This is a genomic window from Belliella marina (genome assembly GCF_042682445.1).
GTDB classification, from domain to species: Bacteria; Bacteroidota; Bacteroidia; order Cytophagales; family Cyclobacteriaceae; genus Belliella; species Belliella marina.
The window spans coordinates 424,109-444,172 of record NZ_JBHUHR010000039.1 but is presented as its reverse complement, the minus strand read 5'-3'; the positions used below and the strand labels follow the sequence as shown (position 1 = coordinate 444,172).

Genomic DNA, 20,064 nt, shown 5'->3' with positions numbered 1-20,064 from the left:
TTATGAACCTTAAGAATAAATTAAGACAACAAACTGATGAAAAAAGGGGACTTTTGGCAACAAATTTCTATAATTTGGAGACCTTGCACGGAGTCTTGGGAGCAGCCCAGCAGACAGGTGATTCATTGATATTGCAATTGACACAGAGTTCCATTGATTATATGGGCTTGGATACTGCGGTAGCATTGGGACGAGAAGGACTGAAGCAATTTGGCGTGGAAGGCTGGATCCATTTGGACCATGGTGGTTCGGTGGAATTGGCCCAACGTTGTTTGGATGCTGGATTTGATTCTGTCATGATAGATGGATCTGAATTGCCATTTTCGGAAAATGTAAAAATTACGCAGGAAGTAGTCCGAAGGGCAAAATCCTATGGCGCCCATGTGGAAGCCGAGTTGGGATTTGTAGCTAAATTGGGACAATCACATGCACACAACGGTTTTACCCAACCACATGAAGCAAAGCAATTCGTAGAAGAAACAGGTGTGGATGCCTTGGCAATTTCCATTGGTACTGCCCACGGTTTTTACAAAGAAGAGCCAAAGCTTCAGATAGATTTACTGAAAGCAATCGTCGAAGAGGTTTCTGATGCTACTTTTGTACTTCATGGAAGTTCAGGAGTGCCGGACGAGCAACTTCGAACCGCTATACAAAATGGTATCTGTAAAGTCAATTTGGCTACGGAGATCAAAAACATCTTTATGAAGACCCTTCAGGATATATTAACCCAAAACGAGGAAATAGATTTAAGAAAAGTATTTCCAAAAGCGACAAATGCCGTTACCGAATTGGTAAAAGGCAAATTGAACATTATAAACAACAGGTAAGATGAATTTGATTGATGCACACTGTCATTTGAACACCAGCTCCGAGGCAAAAATGAAACTTGCCTTGGAGAGGGGAGCTGCATTTGTATCCATCAATACCGATATTCCATTCTTCGAATCTTTGGACAGGCAAGAGGCTGTAGTCTTGGAATTAAAACATCAATTTCCAGAACAAGTCCGGTATATAGGCTCATTTGGATCAGCCGGGTTTGGGACTGCAAGATGGCAGGGCCAAGCTTTGGATCAGATTAAAAAAAGACTTTCAAATGGTGCCACAGCCATCAAGATTTGGAAGAATTTCGGGATGGCTATCCAAAATGAGGATGGCTCATATGTCATGGCGGATGATGAAAGATTGGATCCTATATACGATTTCTTGGCACATCAAAAAGTGCCACTGATAGCGCATTTGGGTGAACCAAAAAACTGCTGGCTGCCTCTTGAACAAATGACAGTGGATTCGGATAGGGAGTATTTCTCAAAACATCCAGAATATCACATGTATCTGAATCCAGAAGTACCCAACCATGAGGCCCAAATAGCTGCCAGGGATAATATTCTGGAAAAACATAGGGGATTGGTCTTTGTAGGGGCACATCTTGGGAGTATGGAATGGAATCTTGACGAAGTTTCGAAAAGACTGGACAAGTATCCCCATTTCCATGTTGATTTGGCAGAAAGAATCTGTCATGTGCAGCTTCAAAGCATGTCGGATAGGGAACGGGTAAGACAGTTTTTCATCAAGTACCAAGACCGGATTATTTATGGTTCTGATGTGATTGATGATGGTACAAAGCCTGAGATGGAATTTGCTGAGCGCTTTCAGGAATTATGGGATTTTCATGTGGCATATTTTACCACAAGTGATAAAATGACTGCTCCAGAATTCCAGGGGGAGTTTATGGGTTTGGATCTACCAAAAGAAGTGTCGGAAAAAATACTTGTCGACAATGCAAAACGAATGTATAAATTTTAAATTAACCATATCATAAATAACCATGAGCAATAATAGAAGGGATTTTCTCAAGCTATCCGGTTTGGCTGGATTGGGTTTGATCGGGACAGGATTGAGCAGTTTCAAGTCCGCCGAAGAGATGGAAAGGCTTCCTGAAATGATAAAAAGGAAACGCATCCAGCATTTCAATATGAGTGGATTCTCTGCCCCCAAACTGGATAAAGTAAGGGTAGGATTTATAGGCCTAGGAATGAGAGGTCCTGGGGCAGTCAATAGAATGAGTAAAATAGAAGGTGTTGAGATTGTAGCAATCTGCGATCTAGTGCCCGAAAAAGTAGATAAAATAGCCAAATCCCTGGAAAACACGAAGCATAGACCAGAAAAATACTCTGGAAGTGCATATGCTTGGAAAAAGATGGTGGATCGGGATGATTTGGATTTGATCTATATCGCAACACCATGGGATTGGCACACTCCTATGGCTGTGTATGCGATGGAAGCAGGAAAGCATGCAGCTGTAGAAGTCCCGGCAGCCAAGACCTTGGAAGAGTGTTGGCAGCTCGTTGAGACCTCTGAGAGGACACAAAAGCATTGTATGATGCTCGAAAACTGCTGTTATGATTTCTTTGAGTTGATGACTTTGAATATGGCCAGAGACGGTTTCTTTGGTGATATTCTACATGCAGAAGGAGCGTACATTCACGATTTGTTGGATCTCAATTTTGCAAAAAATGCTTACGAGGATATGTGGAGATTGAAGGAAAATTTCCGTGATGGGAACCTATATGCAACCCATGGTCTGGGGCCAATCTGTCAGTTGATGGACATCAATAGGGGAGATCAGATGGATTATTTGACCTCATTGTCATCCGCAGATTTCCATATGGCTGACAAAGCTCGTGAATTGGCTGAAACAGATAATTTCTATGCTTCCTTCGTAGAGAAAAAATTTGGTGGGAATATGAATACCACCATCGTAAAAACCAAACATGGAAAGTCCATGATGATCCAGCACGATGTCACCTCCCCAAGACCTTATTCGAGGTTACATGCATTGAGTGGTACAAAGGCGTTTGCCCAGAAATATCCCTTGCAGAAAATATCCAGTGGCCATGGATGGATCAAAGATGATGAAATGAAAGTATTACAGGAAAAATACACTCCGGAGATTGTGAAGAAAGTAGGGGAGTTGGCCAAAACTATTGGTGGTCATGGGGGGATGGATTTTATGATGGAGTGGAGATTGGTGGATTGCCTGAGAAATGGCCTTCCATTGGATCAGGACGTATATGATGCAGCTTTGTGGTCGGCACTGTCGCCATTGAGTGAGTGGTCAGTAGCACATAGATCCAATTCCATCGATGTCCCTGATTTCACCGGTGGTTCATGGAAAACCAATAAGCCATTAGATATCACACTCAAAGGTGGGGGGACTACAAAGGTAATAGTGTAAATTATGTTTTGTTAATAGGGTTAATTAGTTTAGTTGAATAAAGACACCGGGGTTTTCTTCGGTGTTTTTTTATTGATTATAATTCAAGCAAAGCTTTATTTTTCTATTGTCCTTTTTATGCCTCACTCTGGGGGGAAATACCTCGCATTTAGGCGAAGACCTTTTCACAGAGAACACTAAGTCTCGGATGCACTTTAGTCGCCTTTTGGCAAAACCAAACCTATCAGTCTTTAGCCGATAGTAGTTTAATCTTTTGGTGATTTGTGTAAACAGACTCTGGTAAATTTTGGATGTTCTGTGGGGATACAGATCATGGTAAGAATGGTTAGAGAGAAGGACAAGTAGCCTAATTACTCAGAGCCTATGTGGCCGAAAAGCATATGGAGAAGTCCTTCTCTCTCCCCTTAAATATACTAAATGCCAGATTCAGTTTTTCGCAAAACAGTTTCATTATTTCCATGTCCTCCTTTCTGTTTACATCATCAAAGATTATTGGACACTTAACATGTTCAAACAAAGAAATAGACTTCAAAATACCATTTCTAAATCCTCCTGAGGGTCCATCGATTAAAATTAGATCATATGATTCGGATTCAAGAGTTCTTCTAACATCATCGACCTTATACCATTCCCCTTCAATTGGAGCATAAATACACTGATGACCTTCTCCCCGCTTGAATGCAAATTTTGGATTATGTTCAATACTGATTACACTATATTTTTTCAATAATGCTTCTGTACCCTTTCCAGAACCGAATTCCAAAATAGATTTCCCTTGGGCTAGAATTTTGAAAATATGATTTAGAAGCCCCTTCTCTATAGACCATTCTCCCAGTTTGTTGTTTTTGAGACATTTCAATGCCAAGTTTTCACAAAAAGAATAAAAACATTCTTCATCATATATCATTGCTCTATGATTTGATTCTATTAACCTGTTGAGCCATATTTCCATTTGTTCTAATTCTCTATCATCCAAATACCCTTCACGGAGTAACACCAAATGAAAAAGAAACTCTTCTTCATTAAATTCAACGCCTAATTGTTCCAATTGCTTTCTTCTGACCTGATTGGCCATCTGTATTTGCTCTATTCGCTTTTGTGAAGATATTTGGTTTTGATGTATCCTATAACGAACCAAAGCTATGGAAATATTCTGTACAAAAAAGCGTTGCGCTATCTTCACCACAAAATCATAATCTCCCGAATAACGAAAGGTCTCATCAAACTGTAAACCATATTTCCAAACTAGAGAACTTCTAAACATCATAGAAGGTTGGTGCACGTAATTGTCAGCGAATAACATCACCTTTATATCATTATGGTCAAGAGGTCTGTTCATAAGTCCTATATACTTTCCATCCTGATCAATGATCTCACATAGTGACCCAATGCAGTAAACATCAAAGTGATTTTCCAGATACTCAAATTGTATCAATAGACGATCAGGTAGAGAAATGTCATCAGCATCTGCCATGGCAATATATTTACCCTTAGCGCACCTCATCCCATAGTTTCGGGCGGCATAATTTCCTTTGTTGGTTAACAGTTTGAAATACCTAATTCGATGATCAGAAATGTCTTTGATTAAATCTTCTGTATTGTCATCAGACCCATCATCGATAATCAACAATTCGAAATCCTTAAAGCGTTGCAAAAGAATACTATTAACTGCTTCAACTATGTATTGGCCAGCATTGTAACAGGGCATAATAACAGATATACTTGGAAAGCTATTCATAGATGTCATAGTTTATGCTTATCATTTTCATTTATATATTTTCTTTGCCAATTCTATCCTTTGCCAGGATTCTTATCCCAATTTTCAATTTCTTCTTTCAATTCATTTTGTGACATAACCAATACTTGGAGTAGTTTAGAAAATTTTATATCATCTTGACGTTGGCTATGAAACTGGCTATTTATACCTCTTTCATGAGTCAAATGGTACAAAGCCCCTTGGGTATGCTTATGGATATACCCCAATATTTTCCATCTATTCACCCTTTCAGCATCTTCCCTTCCCCATCCATAAAAGCCTTCATTTTCCATCCCTGATTCAATATATGCTTTTTTATCAGCCATAAAAACCCCACCAACAGGAGTAGGTCTATAAAGTTCTTTCATTTTTCCTTCTACTTTTCTTCAATCTTCAACCCCACTCTAAAGAGCCTGAAATAATCCTTCTCTACATTGACATCGAGTTTTTCCAGCATCCATAGCTCATTGTTTCTGAGCAACATGCTTTTAGGGTCAAGTCTTCCTGGTACAAAATCATTGATCACATTGCCTTCTAAATCTACAATTGCAATACGGTTCGGATGATTTTTCGCCATTTTTCTACTTAAACTATTCAATTCCTGAGTTGATATGCCTAATTGCTTTTTAGAATACAGCGAATTGACTCCAGGAAAATAAGCTATTATGAAATGACTATCGAGCCGTTTTAAACTCAATATTTTTCCCGAATTAAACGGCATCTCAAAATAATTTAGACGGGAAGAGTGGTTGTTAACTAATTGTGAATATGAGAAATTCGGTAAATCGATTGGAATACTTGATACCATTGAATAAGGTGAAAAGGCTTTATAAACATAAATGATTGGCTCAGTTCCGAAAATCAAAAAAATGTGATCTTCTACGACAGTAAAAACAGGTTTCCAAGCTTCCTTGAAAAAGGATTTCTCTTCCCGGAAGATACTGGTTTCTGGAAACTGAACAAATGGCTCACTTTCTCCATTTTCAGGATATAACCATACTAATAATCTTAGTTCTCTTCTAATATTCTTGTCTTTTTGGTCAATATTTGCTAATCCCTGATTTATATAAAGATGCTTGTTCCCTATTTTTTCTATTCCTTCCTCTATTGCCAACTTTGGACTTTCGAGAAGCTTACCACTTGCATGTTTAACGCAACTTTGTATTTTTCCTGAAAAATCAAAGTTCAAAAATGCATTTGATCCGTATGCTAAAATTGAATCATCGCCATCAATTTTTAGTGGAGCCAACAAACTGCCAAAACATCCTGAAAAAACTTCTTTAGTTGGTAAAGTTGCAAATATTTCACCTTCAAAATCTGCTAATATTATTTTGGGTTGTTGCCCCGGAGTTGTGAACAATACAGTTTTTTGAATTGGGTCTAGATCATGGACAACAAATTTATGGCGAAAAGGAATTTCGATACTGTCCAATACTTCAAGAGTAATAGACCTACTATCAATCAGATGATCCCTAATTTCTTCTTTTCTACAGGCAAAGATAAAAACCGAAACAAGGAACATATTTATATAATTTTTCATAATTTGAAGAAATTTAATTTTCAAAACAATCAACACTAACTATTAAGTTCGTAATTTTAATTTTAATTTAAAACAATCAAATAACTATGTTAAAAGAAGGTTTATTCCATAGCAGTTTGATGATTTTATTAATGATTGTGACAATGTGTATCTCCTTGTTTTCCTGCCAAAAAGATAAAAGTTTGCTAAACGATTTTGGTTCGTATTACTTGGAGAAAGAAAAAGAGTTCCTTATTCATTCCTTATCTTCTGTTGACCTTATTGATTACTACCCCGAGGACAGGTTATATCTGGGATCTACAATCACCCACAGTGGGAAAGAAATTTGCCTTGTCGACGAAAGTGGTAGAATCATCTTAAGTCGAAACATGAAGGGAGAAGGTCCTGAACAGTATATTTCTAATTTATCATGTCTGGCCTTTTCTGAGAAGGGAAATATTTGGGCGATGACAAATAGGCATATTTTACAGTACGACCAAAATCTAAATATTCTGGTGAAATTTACCTATGAATCCAGTTTGATGTTCAATATTTACACTCCTGCGATTAAATTTTCTTACATACATAAAGATACAAACCAATTCGAAATCACTTTCCCCACCAACCCTTCAGGATCTTCTCGGCATCAAGTCGGCAAAAGTCAATATTACAACACAGGCAAACTGCTGGAATTATATGACCAAAAGAAGGGTTATTCAAATGAAATTGCTCCTGTCTCTAATAGGCGGATAACCGAAGATTTTTTGTCTATAACCAAATCGTTTTATGCACCTATCTATTTTACTGATGCTAAATCAGCTAAATTATTCTTAACAGGTACCTTCGATAATAAAATTACTATCTATGACTTAAAATCGAATACTGTTGTGGGAAATCTTGACATATACCATGGAGATCCTAACGCAATCTTACCTCCCACTCTAATTAGCCCACAAAAACTGCCATCAACTTCAGAAAATTGGCTTTTGACTCCCAAGAATCATAAATTGTACAAGTTAGACAATGGTCTAATAGCTCTGGAATACATCGTTGGGGTATCAATCAATCCAAATCCCAAAAATGTCGTCGCTGAAATTCTTCAGGATTTTTTCCACAGCAAGCTGATACTCTTTGACCAAAACAAGCAAATAAGCCATGATCTTACTATTCCAGAAAATGGAGTTATCATGACTAGTCTACCCGGTAATCGACTTCTCTTCAAAGAGGTAAACCCCGAAAGAGAAGAAGATTTTAGCCGGTACATTATATTTAAAATTATGACAGAATAGTTTCAAACTCCGATGCAAAACTATAGCTTTTTCAAATCACGTCACAAGGATAGGATGGTCCACTACATTCTTGCATGACATAGCCAGCACCTTGTATGCAACCAACTGAGCATGTTGGGACATTATGATATGTTGTATGCCCTGTAGGCCCCACACATGTCACTAGACATGATCCTCCTGAACCTGACCCACCATAAATCCCTGCCAACTGACTTCTCTGAAGCACCTCCTCCGAAGCGAGCTTCAATTTTCCTAAATTTAACTTTTTCATTTTTGCTTTTTGTTTATAAGTTTTATCTTTTTCCCGGTCAGTTAAGGACATCCGGAAACTATGCCCATTCATCGCGATTGAATTTCTTCTAAGTATATTCTATGTTAGTATATCTTTCAGTTCTTCGACACTAAATTCCTTCGGCAATTCATACCCATTTATGAAAATAGTTGGCGTGTGCGTAATCCCTTCCTTCTCACACCATTCCTTCATCACCAAGAGTTTTTCTTTTTGCTTATTCAGCTCTCCATTCATAGGGTATCGTTTGGCAAAAGCCTCGTGATTCTTTTCTGGGCTACTGTACCATTGATCCAAAGCTTTCTGAGTGGCCTTACTGTCTCCCTTATTGTCTATGGCCAGAAAATGATTGATCACTTTTGTCTTCGGGTCTTCCATATCAGCATTGGGAAAGAATAAGATTTGCAGGTCTATATTCCCACCTTCAAAAAGATTCTCCAATATTGGGTGTGCCTTAGCACAGGGGCCACAATAAGGGTTGCATACTTTAAGTACATGATATTTTGGGTTTTTATTACGCAGCTGTATTCCCAACCCTCCCGCACTATTGGATATTCTTTTTGACTTGGACAGGAAATATTCAAAAATCTCTTTGTTATTCTTTATCTTCGATAAGTTCCTCTTATAGAAATTCAGTTCATTTTTCGCTGTCAACAATGGTTTAATAGTTGCCCAAGTCAAAACAGATGCTACAAACAGGGAAGAAAAAATAGAAAGCACTTTTAAATCCACCACATCTGATAAGTTTCCTCCCAACCATACACATAATCCCTCCAGTACCAATATCCCTTGTATCATCAGACAGAAGCGGCACCATTTCTTGATAACCTTTGCCTGAAAATAGAATGAAAAAGCAATAACAGGTAAAGCCAAAAGACTCAGATACCCCAACAAAGATATTGCAGATACGCTAAATGAGCTTATCAGCAAACTGAAAAAACCTGCAAAGAAATAGGCAAAAGACAAGGTACTCAAACTGATTTCTTTTCCCAATGCCTTCAAAGGATTGGATTCTAGAACAGCTTCACAGTCCACTTTTTTCCCACCGGTACAGAAACGCTGCAAGGCAGGATTATGTCGGTCCACCTCATACCAAAGTACCATGGTGGAGACTATCAATCCGGTAAGTTTAAGGAACAGGAATAATATTGGGTTTATAGTAGCCCACTTCACATCAGCCAATGTCATTTCCGGTATGTACGCCAAACCTATCCAAGTAAGTAAGCTAATAAAGAAAATGATCGTCATGATTTGGAATCTTCTTTTTTCCCAAATTCTCTCTTTATAGCCAGGTTCTATAGAATCACTGTCCCTTTCTACCATCAAGGAAACTCCCGTCCATTGATTTATAAATTCTTCCCGGCCGGTGGATGTCTTCCTGTTGCTTTCGTTGAAAAAAACAACTTCAACATCAGAAACCTTGGTAAGCGTATAAAACAAACTAATCCCGCTATCGGTTACCTGTACAATGCAGGGTAGGGGAAGTTGGTCAAGTTTTTCCTTCCCAATTTTCACGGTAACCAGATCTGTCTTGTACTTTTTCAACGTATCTGCTATGGATAATAGACTATGGTGATCAGGGTGGGATAGGATAGTTTCTTTTAAATAGCCCGAAGTATGGGGAACTCCAAGCAACTCAAGTATCTTTTGGGTTGAATAAAAACTGTTTGCCATTATCGATTATATAAAAATTCTTAAAACATTTACATCAACAAACTTTATAAAAAAGATAGATTGAATTTATCAACCCTAATCTTTAGTGCTATTTGAAGACAATTGCATTACTTTACATTTTTTCATGTGATAAATATAAATGTTTGTTCTAAGAAAAATCATATATGCACAACATGATCCCTAGACGCTATATAATTCAGTATGAGTGATTGATTATTGGGTATAAATGCCCATCATCCTTCCAAGTACTTGAGTAGAGATTTCAACCTACGTCCTGCGACTTTATGTTCTGAGCCATCAGAAAGGATTACCAGCTTTTTATGTCTGTAGTACCGCTTAATCTTTTTAACATTAACTAGACAACTTCTGCTAATCCGGAGAAAATACTCTGGAAGTTCCTCTACTAACCTATTTAAGGCCATGGTGCAGTGAAAAATAGTTTCATCTTCCGTTTTGCAGGTCAATATTTTACCTTCTACTGTCACATACAAAATCTCATCGCTCCTAATCCTAAGGATCTCATTTTCATTTTTCAGTGTAATAAAATTTTCTGTTCTCATTTTGGATCTTGTTTAAAAATATTGATTCTATCCTCTAAAAGGATTGTACTGTTTATTTTCAAGTATCTTTTGTGTTGAAAAAACTATTTGCCATATCGGTTGTTTAAAAGCTCTTAAATGAAATTTTTCAATCAAAAACATCAATAGTTTGAATGACACCATTCAATACAACCAAAACATTTTACGTTTGGAGGCTAGATATTCAAGCAATCGGATATTGGCATGGTCTACCACTCCCACACAACAAACCCCACCTATCGTTTAAACCCCTACGTTAAAAGAGTGCACCAACACCATTCCCATAGTCATCACACTTATTGCGATGACTACTTTTGAAAATCTATTTTTCTTTTTTCATAATATTTTGGCTTTTGTCAATATTCAAAACTATTGTTTTTTATTTGAAAATAAAAAACAATAGTTTTGAATATTTTTATAAAAAGAAAACATAATGAAACTTTATAATTACAATTCCTTTATAAACTATATGTAATTAAGAAAGTAAATCCACTTATTTGATTCGTACATTATCATATTTAAATAAATCACTTACAATTAAGTAATATGTAAATTATTATCTGTCTATTCATTTCAATTTTATATTTAAAAATTATATAGAAATTTTTAAATAAGATTTCGTAAATTAATGTTAACTATGCATAAAGCCTGACTATTCGAGGATTTTTTTCCGGTCAGCAATCTGAAGGCCTGTGATTGCCTTTTAGCATATCATGATGTTGAAGCCAAAGCCCATGACCTATACAGGTATATGGAGCAAGCTTCACAACGATTACAAGGAAGAAAACCAGCGTATAAGTTTTGAGCATACAAAAAAGTATGGGGGAAATCAGGGAAATCGCTTTTAACAATTTAAAAAGGAGGAACCCTTCGAGGGTTGTCCTATTTAGGTGGATTGGTCGGTGAGGACGCCGACCAAGTTGACATTGAAGATGATTTCATACTTAATGCAATTTCCCTACTTTTTGGATCAGTTTTGATCTTCTTTGGAAATAGACGATGTTACGTCCCAGATATAGGGTAGGAATTCATTTTAAAAGTGTTACTTACTAAATCAAAAAATCACAAAAATAAATTCATAAAAAAGGGGGTGGCGAGAAATCGCCACCCCCTTTTTTATGAATTTAGTAAACTCCAATTTCAGCCAATGCGCCAAACTGTTGGCCATCATGTGCATTTAGGCCTTCAAATTTGAAGTATCTAAATGTTGTCTTTTCATTGAGGTTTTTCACTTGTTTGGAGGCATCATTAAGTAATTGTCCCTCCACTAATGTACTCCAAGTTACATTGTCTTGGCTTACATAGATTTTGAAATCCTTGATTTTCCTTGAGCCATTTCTTTGGGTGATTACGAAACCTTCGATTTCCAAAGACTCGGACATGTCCACAATAAAATGATGGGGATATGAGCTTGCATTGGATGACCATCTGCTATGCCAATAGGTAGCCAGATCCCCGTCAATTACATCATTAGCTCTCCCTGTTGCCCCTTCTCCCGAAGTCTCTTCAGAGCTGAATTCTATGATAGACCAATTTGATTTATCGATTTCGTCTATTTCTGCCGGAGGGGTGACTTCTACTCCCAATGTTGCCAGCAATTCAAAATCAATTTGAGGGGTTTGACCATTTGCTGATCTACTGTGCATACTGTTCAATGCTGTGTTTTGGTCAAAGAAGCCACAGTTTTGTAGGTAAAATTTCCCATCATCAGAGCCACCTGCATGATCCATCCTGAAACCAATGGTGGCAATAGCGTCTCCAGTAAATCTGGCTTCTGTCAATTCTGTCCAAACACCTGATGTGGATCTGATCCACTGGTTGTCATAATGCACCTTTCTTCCCACATGGCCAAAGTTTGGGTTGAAATTTTCCAGAAATGAATGAGGTCTTTTGTACCAGGTGGTTGTTTTTGGCCTTTTGAAACTTGCTATGATTTGCCATTCACCTACCTCAGGTGCATAGAAATATCCTGTATAGATAGTATTCCCATTTCCGTCTGGTTCCACAGAGTTGATGAATTTGTATGTGTTTCCTGCAATCCAATTAAATCTCAGATAACTTTGCCCACCAGATCCTTCATTTCCAAATTCACCTGTATATACATCTTCACCTTTTTTGAGGACTACGATTCTTTCATCTTCTGGTATATCGTTTGGATTGTCAGTGACATATGGACTCCAAACAGAAAAGAGTACCCTTCTTTCCGTTTCGGAATTGACCTGAATTCCAAAATATCCTTCTCCAAAGCCGTTGGCCATAAAATAGGACCCCATGGCATCTTCTCCTTCCGGGATAGTCATTTCATTGTAAAACCATTTGTAATCTTGTCCTTGGGGAACTTGGTATCCTAGGTGAACGGAAGGACCGCGTCTTCCCCAGTAAAAATTGTTGTCATCATTGTTTTTGACATATTCTGCATTGATATCACCTGAATACTCAAGCTTGATATCTTTGATTTTAGCGAAATTATCCCCAGTTTTTGATACACCGGTCAATTCGATTTTTTCATACCCCTGCTTAAATTCGAAATCTCCGACTTTGAATTCTCCAGAAGTATTGTTTTCGATGGTAACTTCTTTTTCGGTTTCCCCAATTTTGACTTTGATAGTAGATTGATCAGGTTGATTTTCAATATTAAGTATGACTCCAATTGATTCTGCACCTGTTGTTTTTACAAATACATTGTAAACTGTGCTGTTGTCTGTCCAATTTGAAATACCGTTTTGGTTGATGGGTTCAGAATTGGCCCCTGAAACTTGGTACGTATTTCCCCCAAGAGGTACAGTTACAGAATCATCATAGATGATTTCTACAGGTATATTGTCCTCGAGATCTTTACATGAAGTAAAGGCAATCAGGAGAAATAGTAAGAGTTGCATATTCTTTAGCATGTTATAAGTGGTTTTTGATAAATGATTTGGATGATAATCATATAGGTCTTTGGGATAAGAGAAATGGCCTGGGGACAATCGTTCCCAGGCCATTTTGCTTCTAAGATGGATTTTGTGTCAATCCTTCATGTACAAGAAGTTGTGCTTCAGGAATGAATTCAATGATCGCATTGTCATTTGCCTGAATCATTGTTTTTGGATTGTTTCCTACCAAGTGGGTGCCCGGATATCTTCTGTCCATGGCTCTTCCATTTCTGAAAACATCCATTTTTCTATGGCCTTCCCAAGCCAATTCCAGCATTCTTTCTTCCAAGACTACATCCATCACAGATTTGCCACCAAGATTAGACATCGTGTACAATCCGCCTGCGGGAATACCTGCTCTTGACCTGATTACATTCACCAATTCAAGCGCCTCAGCATTTTGTCCCAATTTTGCAGCTGCTTCTGCTTTGTTCAGGTACATTTCGGCAAGCCTTGATACTACAGGAGACCATAAGTGTGCCTGATCATCTTGTCCTGAGCATTTGGTGATAAAGTACTTAGGGAAATTGTTTCTCAGGTCCAACTGCTTGTCGATCAAGATTCTTTTTCTGCCCTCATCAGTATCCATGAAATAACTGATTCCACCCCTTTCATTCAGGGAAGTTTCCACAGTTTTGACCACACCATTGTGTGTGTATTCAAATTCGTCACCAACTGGAGTCAATGGTGTCCAACCGTAATTGAGGTTGTTTCTGACATAAAAACCCCAAGTCACATCTTCATTTACCACAAATGGAAGGATGAATTTGTTTCTTTGGTCTTCTGGGAATTCTCTCACAAGCTCCAAATAGGGTCTTGAAGCGTACATTTCACCCCAACCTGAACCTTGGATATTGGCATAAAGTGATCCGATTGTAAACCAGCCGTTTGACTCATAATCTACATCTCTCACAAACTTCACTGCAAATATTGTTTCTGTGTTGCTTTCTGGCGAAAGCTTAGGGTAATCGCCCAAAGTCTGTGTAGACACTAAAGAAAATCTACCTGAATTCAATACCAAGTCGGCATATTCTATCGCTTTTTGATTATCTTCTTTGTAAAGGTAGAGTCTTGATAACAATGCCCAAACAGCTTCTTTTGAGGCAAATACATTCGATTTGCTTTCTGTAAACAATGCAGCTGCTTTCAGCAAATCAGCTTCTACTTGATCATACACTTCACCCACAGATGATCTTGTAGGGTGATTCAATGGTTCTGCGTCAAGCTTTAATGGAACACCAGGATTATTTACTCCTTGATTGTAAGGTCTTCCAAAGATGTTTACCATCGTAAAGTGCATCAAAGCTCTGATATAGTAGTTCTCAGCCAAGATTTGATCGTTGCTTTCTGAGCTTCCTTCTATCACATTTCCGATTACCTGATTCGCTGATACTGCAATTTGATACGAACTTCTCCAAAATCCAGCAGCTCTACTTCCATTTGGGATTCTTTGGTAATTATAGGTAAAGAACAAGGGGTCCGAAGTAGTCCCACTCAAAGCAACATTGTCTCCAGGGTATTCGAAAAGCCTGTGCCAGTTCTCAGTCCATGCCTTCATTCTGCTGTAAGTACCAAGGGTAACATTCAATGCACTGGTTTCTGATTCTGACAATTCATCAGCAGTGATGGAATCGTAAGGGGATTTGTCTATATCACAAGATGTTATAGAGAATATTCCAAGGGAAATTATAAATATATAGCTTAATTTTTTCATGATTTTTTTGATTTAGAAGTTCAAGTTCAAACCAACACTGACCCTTCTCGGAAGGGGATATTGAGAGGAAACATTGTCTCCATTTGCTGGATTATCTCCATAGATTGCAGCCTCTGGATCAAGGCCTGAGAAGTTGGTGAAAGTGAATAGGTTGTCACCAGAAACAAATACTTCCAAGCCTGTGAGTCTTAATTTTTGAACAACACTTACAGGAAGCCTATACCCAGCAGTGATATTTCTGATCCTCAAGAAACTCACGTCTTCGATAAATCTTGAAGAAGGTCTGTGCGCTTCATTGTTTCCACCAAAAATCGGCTGTGGGTGGGTTGCATTTGGGTTTTCGGGAGACCATCTTGACCATCCTGGCTGAAGCTGCATGTAGTTGTATGTAGGGTAGGCTCCGTCACTGTCAAAAGTCTCTCTCGCACTGTGATAGACCATAGCGCCTTGGGTAAATGCCATATTAGCATTTAGGTAAAAGCCTTTATAGTCAAAGGAAGAAGTCAATCCACCAAAGAAGTTTGGAGTAGAAGTACCTACTTTTTGTAAGGTGGCGTTGTTGTAGTTTCCTACTTGAGATACTTCTCCAGTTGTAGGGTCTACTCTTTCCCAAAGTGGTGTACCGTCTTCCGGATTTACTCCGACCCATTTTCTCATAAACCAAGTATCGATATCTTCGCCTACTTCAATGATTCTGTTACCTGATATTTGTCTTCTGTTTTCGAACAAGTCTGTAATTTCATTTCTGTTCATACCAATATTGAAATCCAATCTCCAATTGGCATTATTGCTTTTGATAATATCAGCACCCAATGTTATTTCCAAGCCTTTGTTAAGAACACTACCAATATTGTCAAAGTATCCATCAAAACCAGCGACATTTGGAAGAGGAACGAAGTGGAGTAAATCAGTGGTGTTTTTGATATAGTATTCTGCTGCAAAATCAATCCTATTGAAAAATCCGATTTCAATCCCGAAATTGGAAGCTGCAGTTTTTTCCCAAGTCAAATTTGGATTACCAAGTGCGTTGGGTACAGCAGCAGGCAAACCATTGTACTGTGCATTTAAAGAAAACAACTCAAGGTGGGGGTATAATCTATCTTGATCCGGAGTGTTCCCTACTTGACCATAGGCTGCCTTGAATCTCAAATAATGAATAGCAGAGACATCGAAAAAGCTCTCATTGTGGATATTCCAAGCACCACTAAGCGAGAAGAAGTTTCCATATTTTTTGTTAGCACCAAACCTAGAAGATCCATCACGTCTGAACGACGCTTGAGCACTGTATCTGTTTTCATAAGAATAGTTTACATTCATTAAATAAGATTGGTATGCGTAATCATTTTTGGTTCCACCGATAACTTGTGGTTCTGATGCATTGTTAATTACTTGAGCACCTGCTGCAATACCCCTACCGGTGGCAGAAAGATTGTTGAAGATATAGTCATTGAATTCATATCCTGCCAAAACATTCACAAAATGCTTGTCAAATGCTCTTGTATAAGAAAGCATTTGATTGGTAAATCGGGTGATTCTTTTGTCCATTCTATTATAAATCCTACCATTATCAGCCAAACCTCCATTGGATCTTGGGTCTGTATAGTTGAAAAATTCGGCATTGTAATATGTCAAGTTGTTGGTAGATATAAATGACAGATACTCATTGATATCATATTGGAAATCCAAATTACTTAGGATATTGAAAGTAGCTGAATTTCCATAATTCCACTGTAAGTCATACAGATAGTTTCTGTTATCTCTACCTCTCCAATTGGCACCAGGAGCCAGCGTATTGATTGGCGCGCCTACTTCATTGAATGGCTGATCCCAGGGAAGATTTCTGTACATGTCATAAATGCTGTGTCTTGCATTGTCATTTGTCGTATAAGTCGCTGCCAGTTTGGGTTTGAAAGTTAATTTTTCATTGATGTCATAATCGTAATTTATCCTTGCGGAAAGCCTCTCATAAGTATCTCCTTTGACAGTACCTGTTTCATTGAAGTAGTTGAAAGCTGTAAAAAGCCTTGCCCTTTCTGTAGTTCCAGAGTAGGAGAGGTTGTAATCCCTTACCTGGCCAGTTTGTGTACCAATGTCCAGCCAATCTGTATTTCTTTCCCTCATAGATTCATCATACCAACCAGGTATAGCATTTGTGTTTGGGAATTGATTCCAAAGGTCAGCGAGTTGGTTGGAATCCATTACTTGGAAGTCGTTTCTATTGAATATACTGACACCAGTTTTTACATTCAAGGAAAGACTGCTTGTCCCTGCCTTAGCGCCTTTTGTAGTTACTACGATTACTCCATTGGCACCTCTTGATCCATATAAAGCTGTAGCTGCTGCATCTTTCAGCACAGAAATAGATTCTACATCATTAGGGTTCAATATCGGAGTGTCATGCCAGATTACGCCATCAACAACCCATATAGGAGTGGTAGCGGATCTTATAGAGGATCTGCCTCTGATCCTGATTGTTGGAGTTGCACCTGGAGCACCGGAGTTTGCGACCACATCTACACCTGCGACTTTTCCTTGAAGCATGTTGCCAATGTTCGGAGAGGTGATATCTGTAAGTTTCTCTCCACTGACTGTAGCTATAGACCCAGTTAAGTTTTCCCTCTTTTGAGTTCCATAACCTGTTACGACTACTTCCTGCAAATCTTTCGTATCAGAAGAAAGTGAAACTGTAAGAGAGGATTGCCCATTATATCTCACTTCCTGGGTACTATACCCAATAAATGAAAAAACCAATGTGGTACCGCTCTCTACAGCGATGGTAAACTTACCGTCAATATCCGTTACCGTACCAGTTGCGCTTCCTTTGACCAATACATTTACACCCGGAAGCGATTCGGATGATTTTGCGTCCAATACTTGTCCTGAGATTTGCCCAGTTTGTGCTTTTGTCTCCCAGCTAAATAGAAGCAACAAAAGAACCATGAGGCTTGATAAACTTTTCTTCATAATAAAATAAGGTTTTGTAGATTGCTTAATCTTGTCTTTTCATTATAGTATATCGAAATAAACAAGGAAATGACAATAATTTTTCTAAATCTAAATAATGTTTTTATAAATCAAAAATTTAAAAGAAAGAAAATGAAAGTAAAGATTAATATTTGGTTCAAAAAGAAATAATGTTTTGCGTTTATTTAATTGTTATTTAAAATTTATAAATTAACGAAATCAAAACATTTGGAATACTTTGTTTTCAAAACAAATAATGCATAATTGTATTTTGGTTTAAAAAAATATTGTGAGGAAATGGAAATTAATCAGATAGGTAATATTATCCCTAGTGACCAAAAGGGTTTCAAAGTCCTATTTGATTCATATTATTTTGAATTGGTGATTTTCGCAAATAGAGATCTTAAGGATGTAGAATTGGCGAGAGAGCTGGTACAAGATGTATTTGTAGCATTGTGGGAACATAAAGAATCCTTGGTGATTAGCATTTCACTGAAGGCTTACCTTTTTACCACTGTCAAGAACAAGTGTCTCAATCACTTGAAAAAGTCGGCAAAAATAACAATGCTTCGAAAGGATGATTTAGAGGTTGGAGCTGAAAGGAATATATTAAGCGAAATGATTTCAAATGAATACCAAGCCGCATTGGCACGGGAGATTGATGCGCTTCCAGATAAGTGTAGACAGATTTTCCTTTTGAAAAGGGTACATGGAAAATCATATAAAGCAATTGCGGAAAAAATGAATATCAATGAAAAAACAGTGGAAAATCAGATGGGGATAGCACTTAAACGTCTACGCCAACTGGCAAAGGAGCTTATCAAATAAGCAAATTGATATTGTGCTACTCTTGATACGCTTTAATCTGACTATCCGCTTTCTTGCCAGTAGCCCAACAACTTGATAAATTTTAAATCAATTGATGTACCGATAACTTATCGAACAATAGAGATTATCCCCATGAACCAGTCCTTTAATTCAACTTTTGGTGTTAATGCGGATAATCTTAATATTTTTTTTAAAAACTTTTGGGGGATAAACCCCGGATTATTGTCTTATCAGTAAATACGCTAAATCAATCTATATTGGATATCACAGAATTTGACATAATGTCGGCCAAAATACTGGCTGGAGAAGCCACACAGGAAGAGATCATGGCTTTTGAAAATATGCTTTCCTCAGACCCAAGCCTCAACGAGTTGTTTGAAGCCGATAAGAAGGTCTGGGAGATGTCCGAAGGTTTGGATTTCAATCAAGGGGACTGGGCAGGGAATGACTGGAAATCAGTAGACAGCAAGCTGGGGCTGTCCAAGAACTATTCAAGAGGATTGTTGTACAGACGCATAGTCTCTATAGCGGCAAGTGTAGTATTGTTGGTAGGGGTGTTTGCCGCTGTGAAGTTTTACTTGCAGACTGATGAAGTTCACGTGGAGACTGCCATGCATAGACTGGAGGTACCAAAGGGAAATACGAGTTACCTGGTGTTGGGCGATGGAACAGAAGTGTGGTTGAACTCAGGGTCTGTGTTTGAGTATCCTTCGGATTTCAATGTCGATTCCAGAAATGTCAAGCTCCAAGGGGAGGCGTTTTTTGAAGTCGCCAAATCAGGGAGCCCATTTGTGGTAGATGCAGGAGATATTGACCTAAGGGTACTGGGGACTTCCTTCAATGTCCGGGCATTTGCAGAAGAAGGGCAGATCGAAACTACACTTATGACAGGTAAACTCCAAGTGGAAGGGATGGATGCATATCAGATAGAGCCTTTCGTCATTCTTCCCAGAGAGAAGATCATCTATGCCAAAGCAGGTGGAGAAAACAACCGACACAGACCCAAAATCACCAAGATCACCTACACCAATGATCAGAAACTCCTGTCTCAAATATCATGGAAAGAGGGACTTTTCATATTGGAAGGGGAGTCGCTTGAGGAAATTGGGGAGCGGATCTATAGGACATTTGGACTGAAAGTGGTCTTTAAGGACGAGCAGATCAAGCAATTCAAATTTACTGGAAAAGTGAGTAATGCAGAAGCTGAAACCTTACTAAAAGCGATCGGTATTGCTACTGGGATTCAATATAAAATAACTGGGGAAGAGATACTTCTAAGTATTCGATAATCAATTAATCAATC

15 protein-coding genes and 1 pseudogene are annotated in these 20,064 nt (G+C 38.2%); 6 read left to right on the top strand and 10 right to left on the bottom strand.

What is annotated here, in order from left to right:
* Positions 1–2: 2 nt before the first annotated feature.
* From ACFSKL_RS15715 to ACFSKL_RS15705, 3 genes are read left to right on the top strand one after another with little or no spacing between them, the layout of a single operon-like run.
* Positions 3–827, top strand: coding sequence for a class II fructose-bisphosphate aldolase (locus ACFSKL_RS15715; RefSeq protein ID WP_376887277.1), 825 nt, complete (start codon positions 3–5; stop codon positions 825–827).
* 1 nt (position 828) lies between these two features.
* Complete coding sequence (locus tag ACFSKL_RS15710) at positions 829–1,803, top strand: amidohydrolase family protein (RefSeq protein WP_376887276.1); 975 nt, start codon at positions 829–831, stop codon at positions 1,801–1,803.
* Between the two features lie 22 nt (positions 1,804–1,825).
* Complete coding sequence (locus ACFSKL_RS15705) at positions 1,826–3,235, top strand: Gfo/Idh/MocA family protein (RefSeq protein ID WP_376887275.1); 1,410 nt, start codon at positions 1,826–1,828, stop codon at positions 3,233–3,235.
* Positions 3,236–3,596: 361 nt separating this feature from the next.
* Here the strand turns inward: ACFSKL_RS15705 and ACFSKL_RS15700 are convergent, their stop codons facing one another.
* From ACFSKL_RS15700 to ACFSKL_RS15685, 4 genes and pseudogenes are all read right to left on the bottom strand, one after another.
* Positions 3,597–4,310: an O-methyltransferase gene (locus ACFSKL_RS15700; RefSeq protein ID WP_376887392.1), complete on the bottom strand. Its 714-nt coding sequence runs from the start codon at positions 4,308–4,310 to the stop codon at positions 3,597–3,599.
* A gap of 39 nt (positions 4,311–4,349) precedes the next feature.
* A pseudogene (locus tag ACFSKL_RS15695) lies at positions 4,350–4,973 on the bottom strand (glycosyltransferase family 2 protein); the annotation flags it as partial.
* A 53-nt stretch (positions 4,974–5,026) separates the two neighbouring features.
* Positions 5,027–5,359, bottom strand: a complete 333-nt coding sequence (locus ACFSKL_RS15690; RefSeq protein WP_376887274.1) for a galactosyltransferase-related protein — start codon at positions 5,357–5,359, stop codon at positions 5,027–5,029.
* 8 nt (positions 5,360–5,367) lie between these two features.
* Positions 5,368–6,531, bottom strand: coding sequence for a hypothetical protein (locus ACFSKL_RS15685; RefSeq protein ID WP_376887273.1), 1,164 nt, complete (start codon positions 6,529–6,531; stop codon positions 5,368–5,370).
* 86 nt (positions 6,532–6,617) lie between these two features.
* Here ACFSKL_RS15685 and ACFSKL_RS15680 point away from each other — a divergent pair, with 86 nt between their 5' ends.
* Positions 6,618–7,799 carry a hypothetical protein gene (locus ACFSKL_RS15680; protein ID WP_376887272.1) on the top strand — a complete coding sequence of 394 codons (1,182 nt, stop codon included), beginning with the start codon at positions 6,618–6,620 and terminating at the stop codon, positions 7,797–7,799.
* A gap of 31 nt (positions 7,800–7,830) precedes the next feature.
* Here ACFSKL_RS15680 and ACFSKL_RS15675 read toward each other — a convergent pair whose 3' ends face one another.
* The 6 genes from ACFSKL_RS15675 to ACFSKL_RS15650 form a co-directional block, all read right to left on the bottom strand.
* Positions 7,831–8,070 (bottom strand): hypothetical protein, encoded by a 240-nt coding sequence (locus ACFSKL_RS15675; protein ID WP_376887271.1) that lies wholly within the window; start codon positions 8,068–8,070, stop codon positions 7,831–7,833.
* Between the two features lie 99 nt (positions 8,071–8,169).
* A complete protein-coding gene (locus tag ACFSKL_RS15670) occupies positions 8,170–9,762 on the bottom strand; it encodes a vitamin K epoxide reductase family protein (RefSeq protein ID WP_376887270.1) in 1,593 nt (530 codons plus the stop codon).
* Between the two features lie 233 nt (positions 9,763–9,995).
* A complete protein-coding gene (locus ACFSKL_RS15665) occupies positions 9,996–10,322 on the bottom strand; it encodes a LytR/AlgR family response regulator transcription factor (RefSeq protein WP_376887269.1) in 327 nt (108 codons plus the stop codon).
* 1,142 nt (positions 10,323–11,464) lie between these two features.
* Entirely contained in the window at positions 11,465–13,231 is a 1,767-nt protein-coding gene (locus tag ACFSKL_RS15660) for a DUF3472 domain-containing protein (protein WP_376887268.1), read from the bottom strand.
* A gap of 100 nt (positions 13,232–13,331) precedes the next feature.
* A complete protein-coding gene (locus ACFSKL_RS15655) occupies positions 13,332–14,969 on the bottom strand; it encodes a RagB/SusD family nutrient uptake outer membrane protein (RefSeq protein ID WP_376887267.1) in 1,638 nt (545 codons plus the stop codon).
* Between the two features lie 12 nt (positions 14,970–14,981).
* Positions 14,982–17,933 carry a SusC/RagA family TonB-linked outer membrane protein gene (locus ACFSKL_RS15650; protein WP_376887266.1) on the bottom strand — a complete coding sequence of 984 codons (2,952 nt, stop codon included), beginning with the start codon at positions 17,931–17,933 and terminating at the stop codon, positions 14,982–14,984.
* A 297-nt stretch (positions 17,934–18,230) separates the two neighbouring features.
* Here ACFSKL_RS15650 and ACFSKL_RS15645 point away from each other — a divergent pair, with 297 nt between their 5' ends.
* Positions 18,231–18,761 (top strand): RNA polymerase sigma-70 factor, encoded by a 531-nt coding sequence (locus ACFSKL_RS15645; RefSeq protein WP_376887265.1) that lies wholly within the window; start codon positions 18,231–18,233, stop codon positions 18,759–18,761.
* Positions 18,762–19,018: 257 nt separating this feature from the next.
* Positions 19,019–20,050: a FecR family protein gene (locus ACFSKL_RS15640; RefSeq protein WP_376887264.1), complete on the top strand. Its 1,032-nt coding sequence runs from the start codon at positions 19,019–19,021 to the stop codon at positions 20,048–20,050.
* The last annotated feature ends 14 nt before the right edge of the window (positions 20,051–20,064 follow it).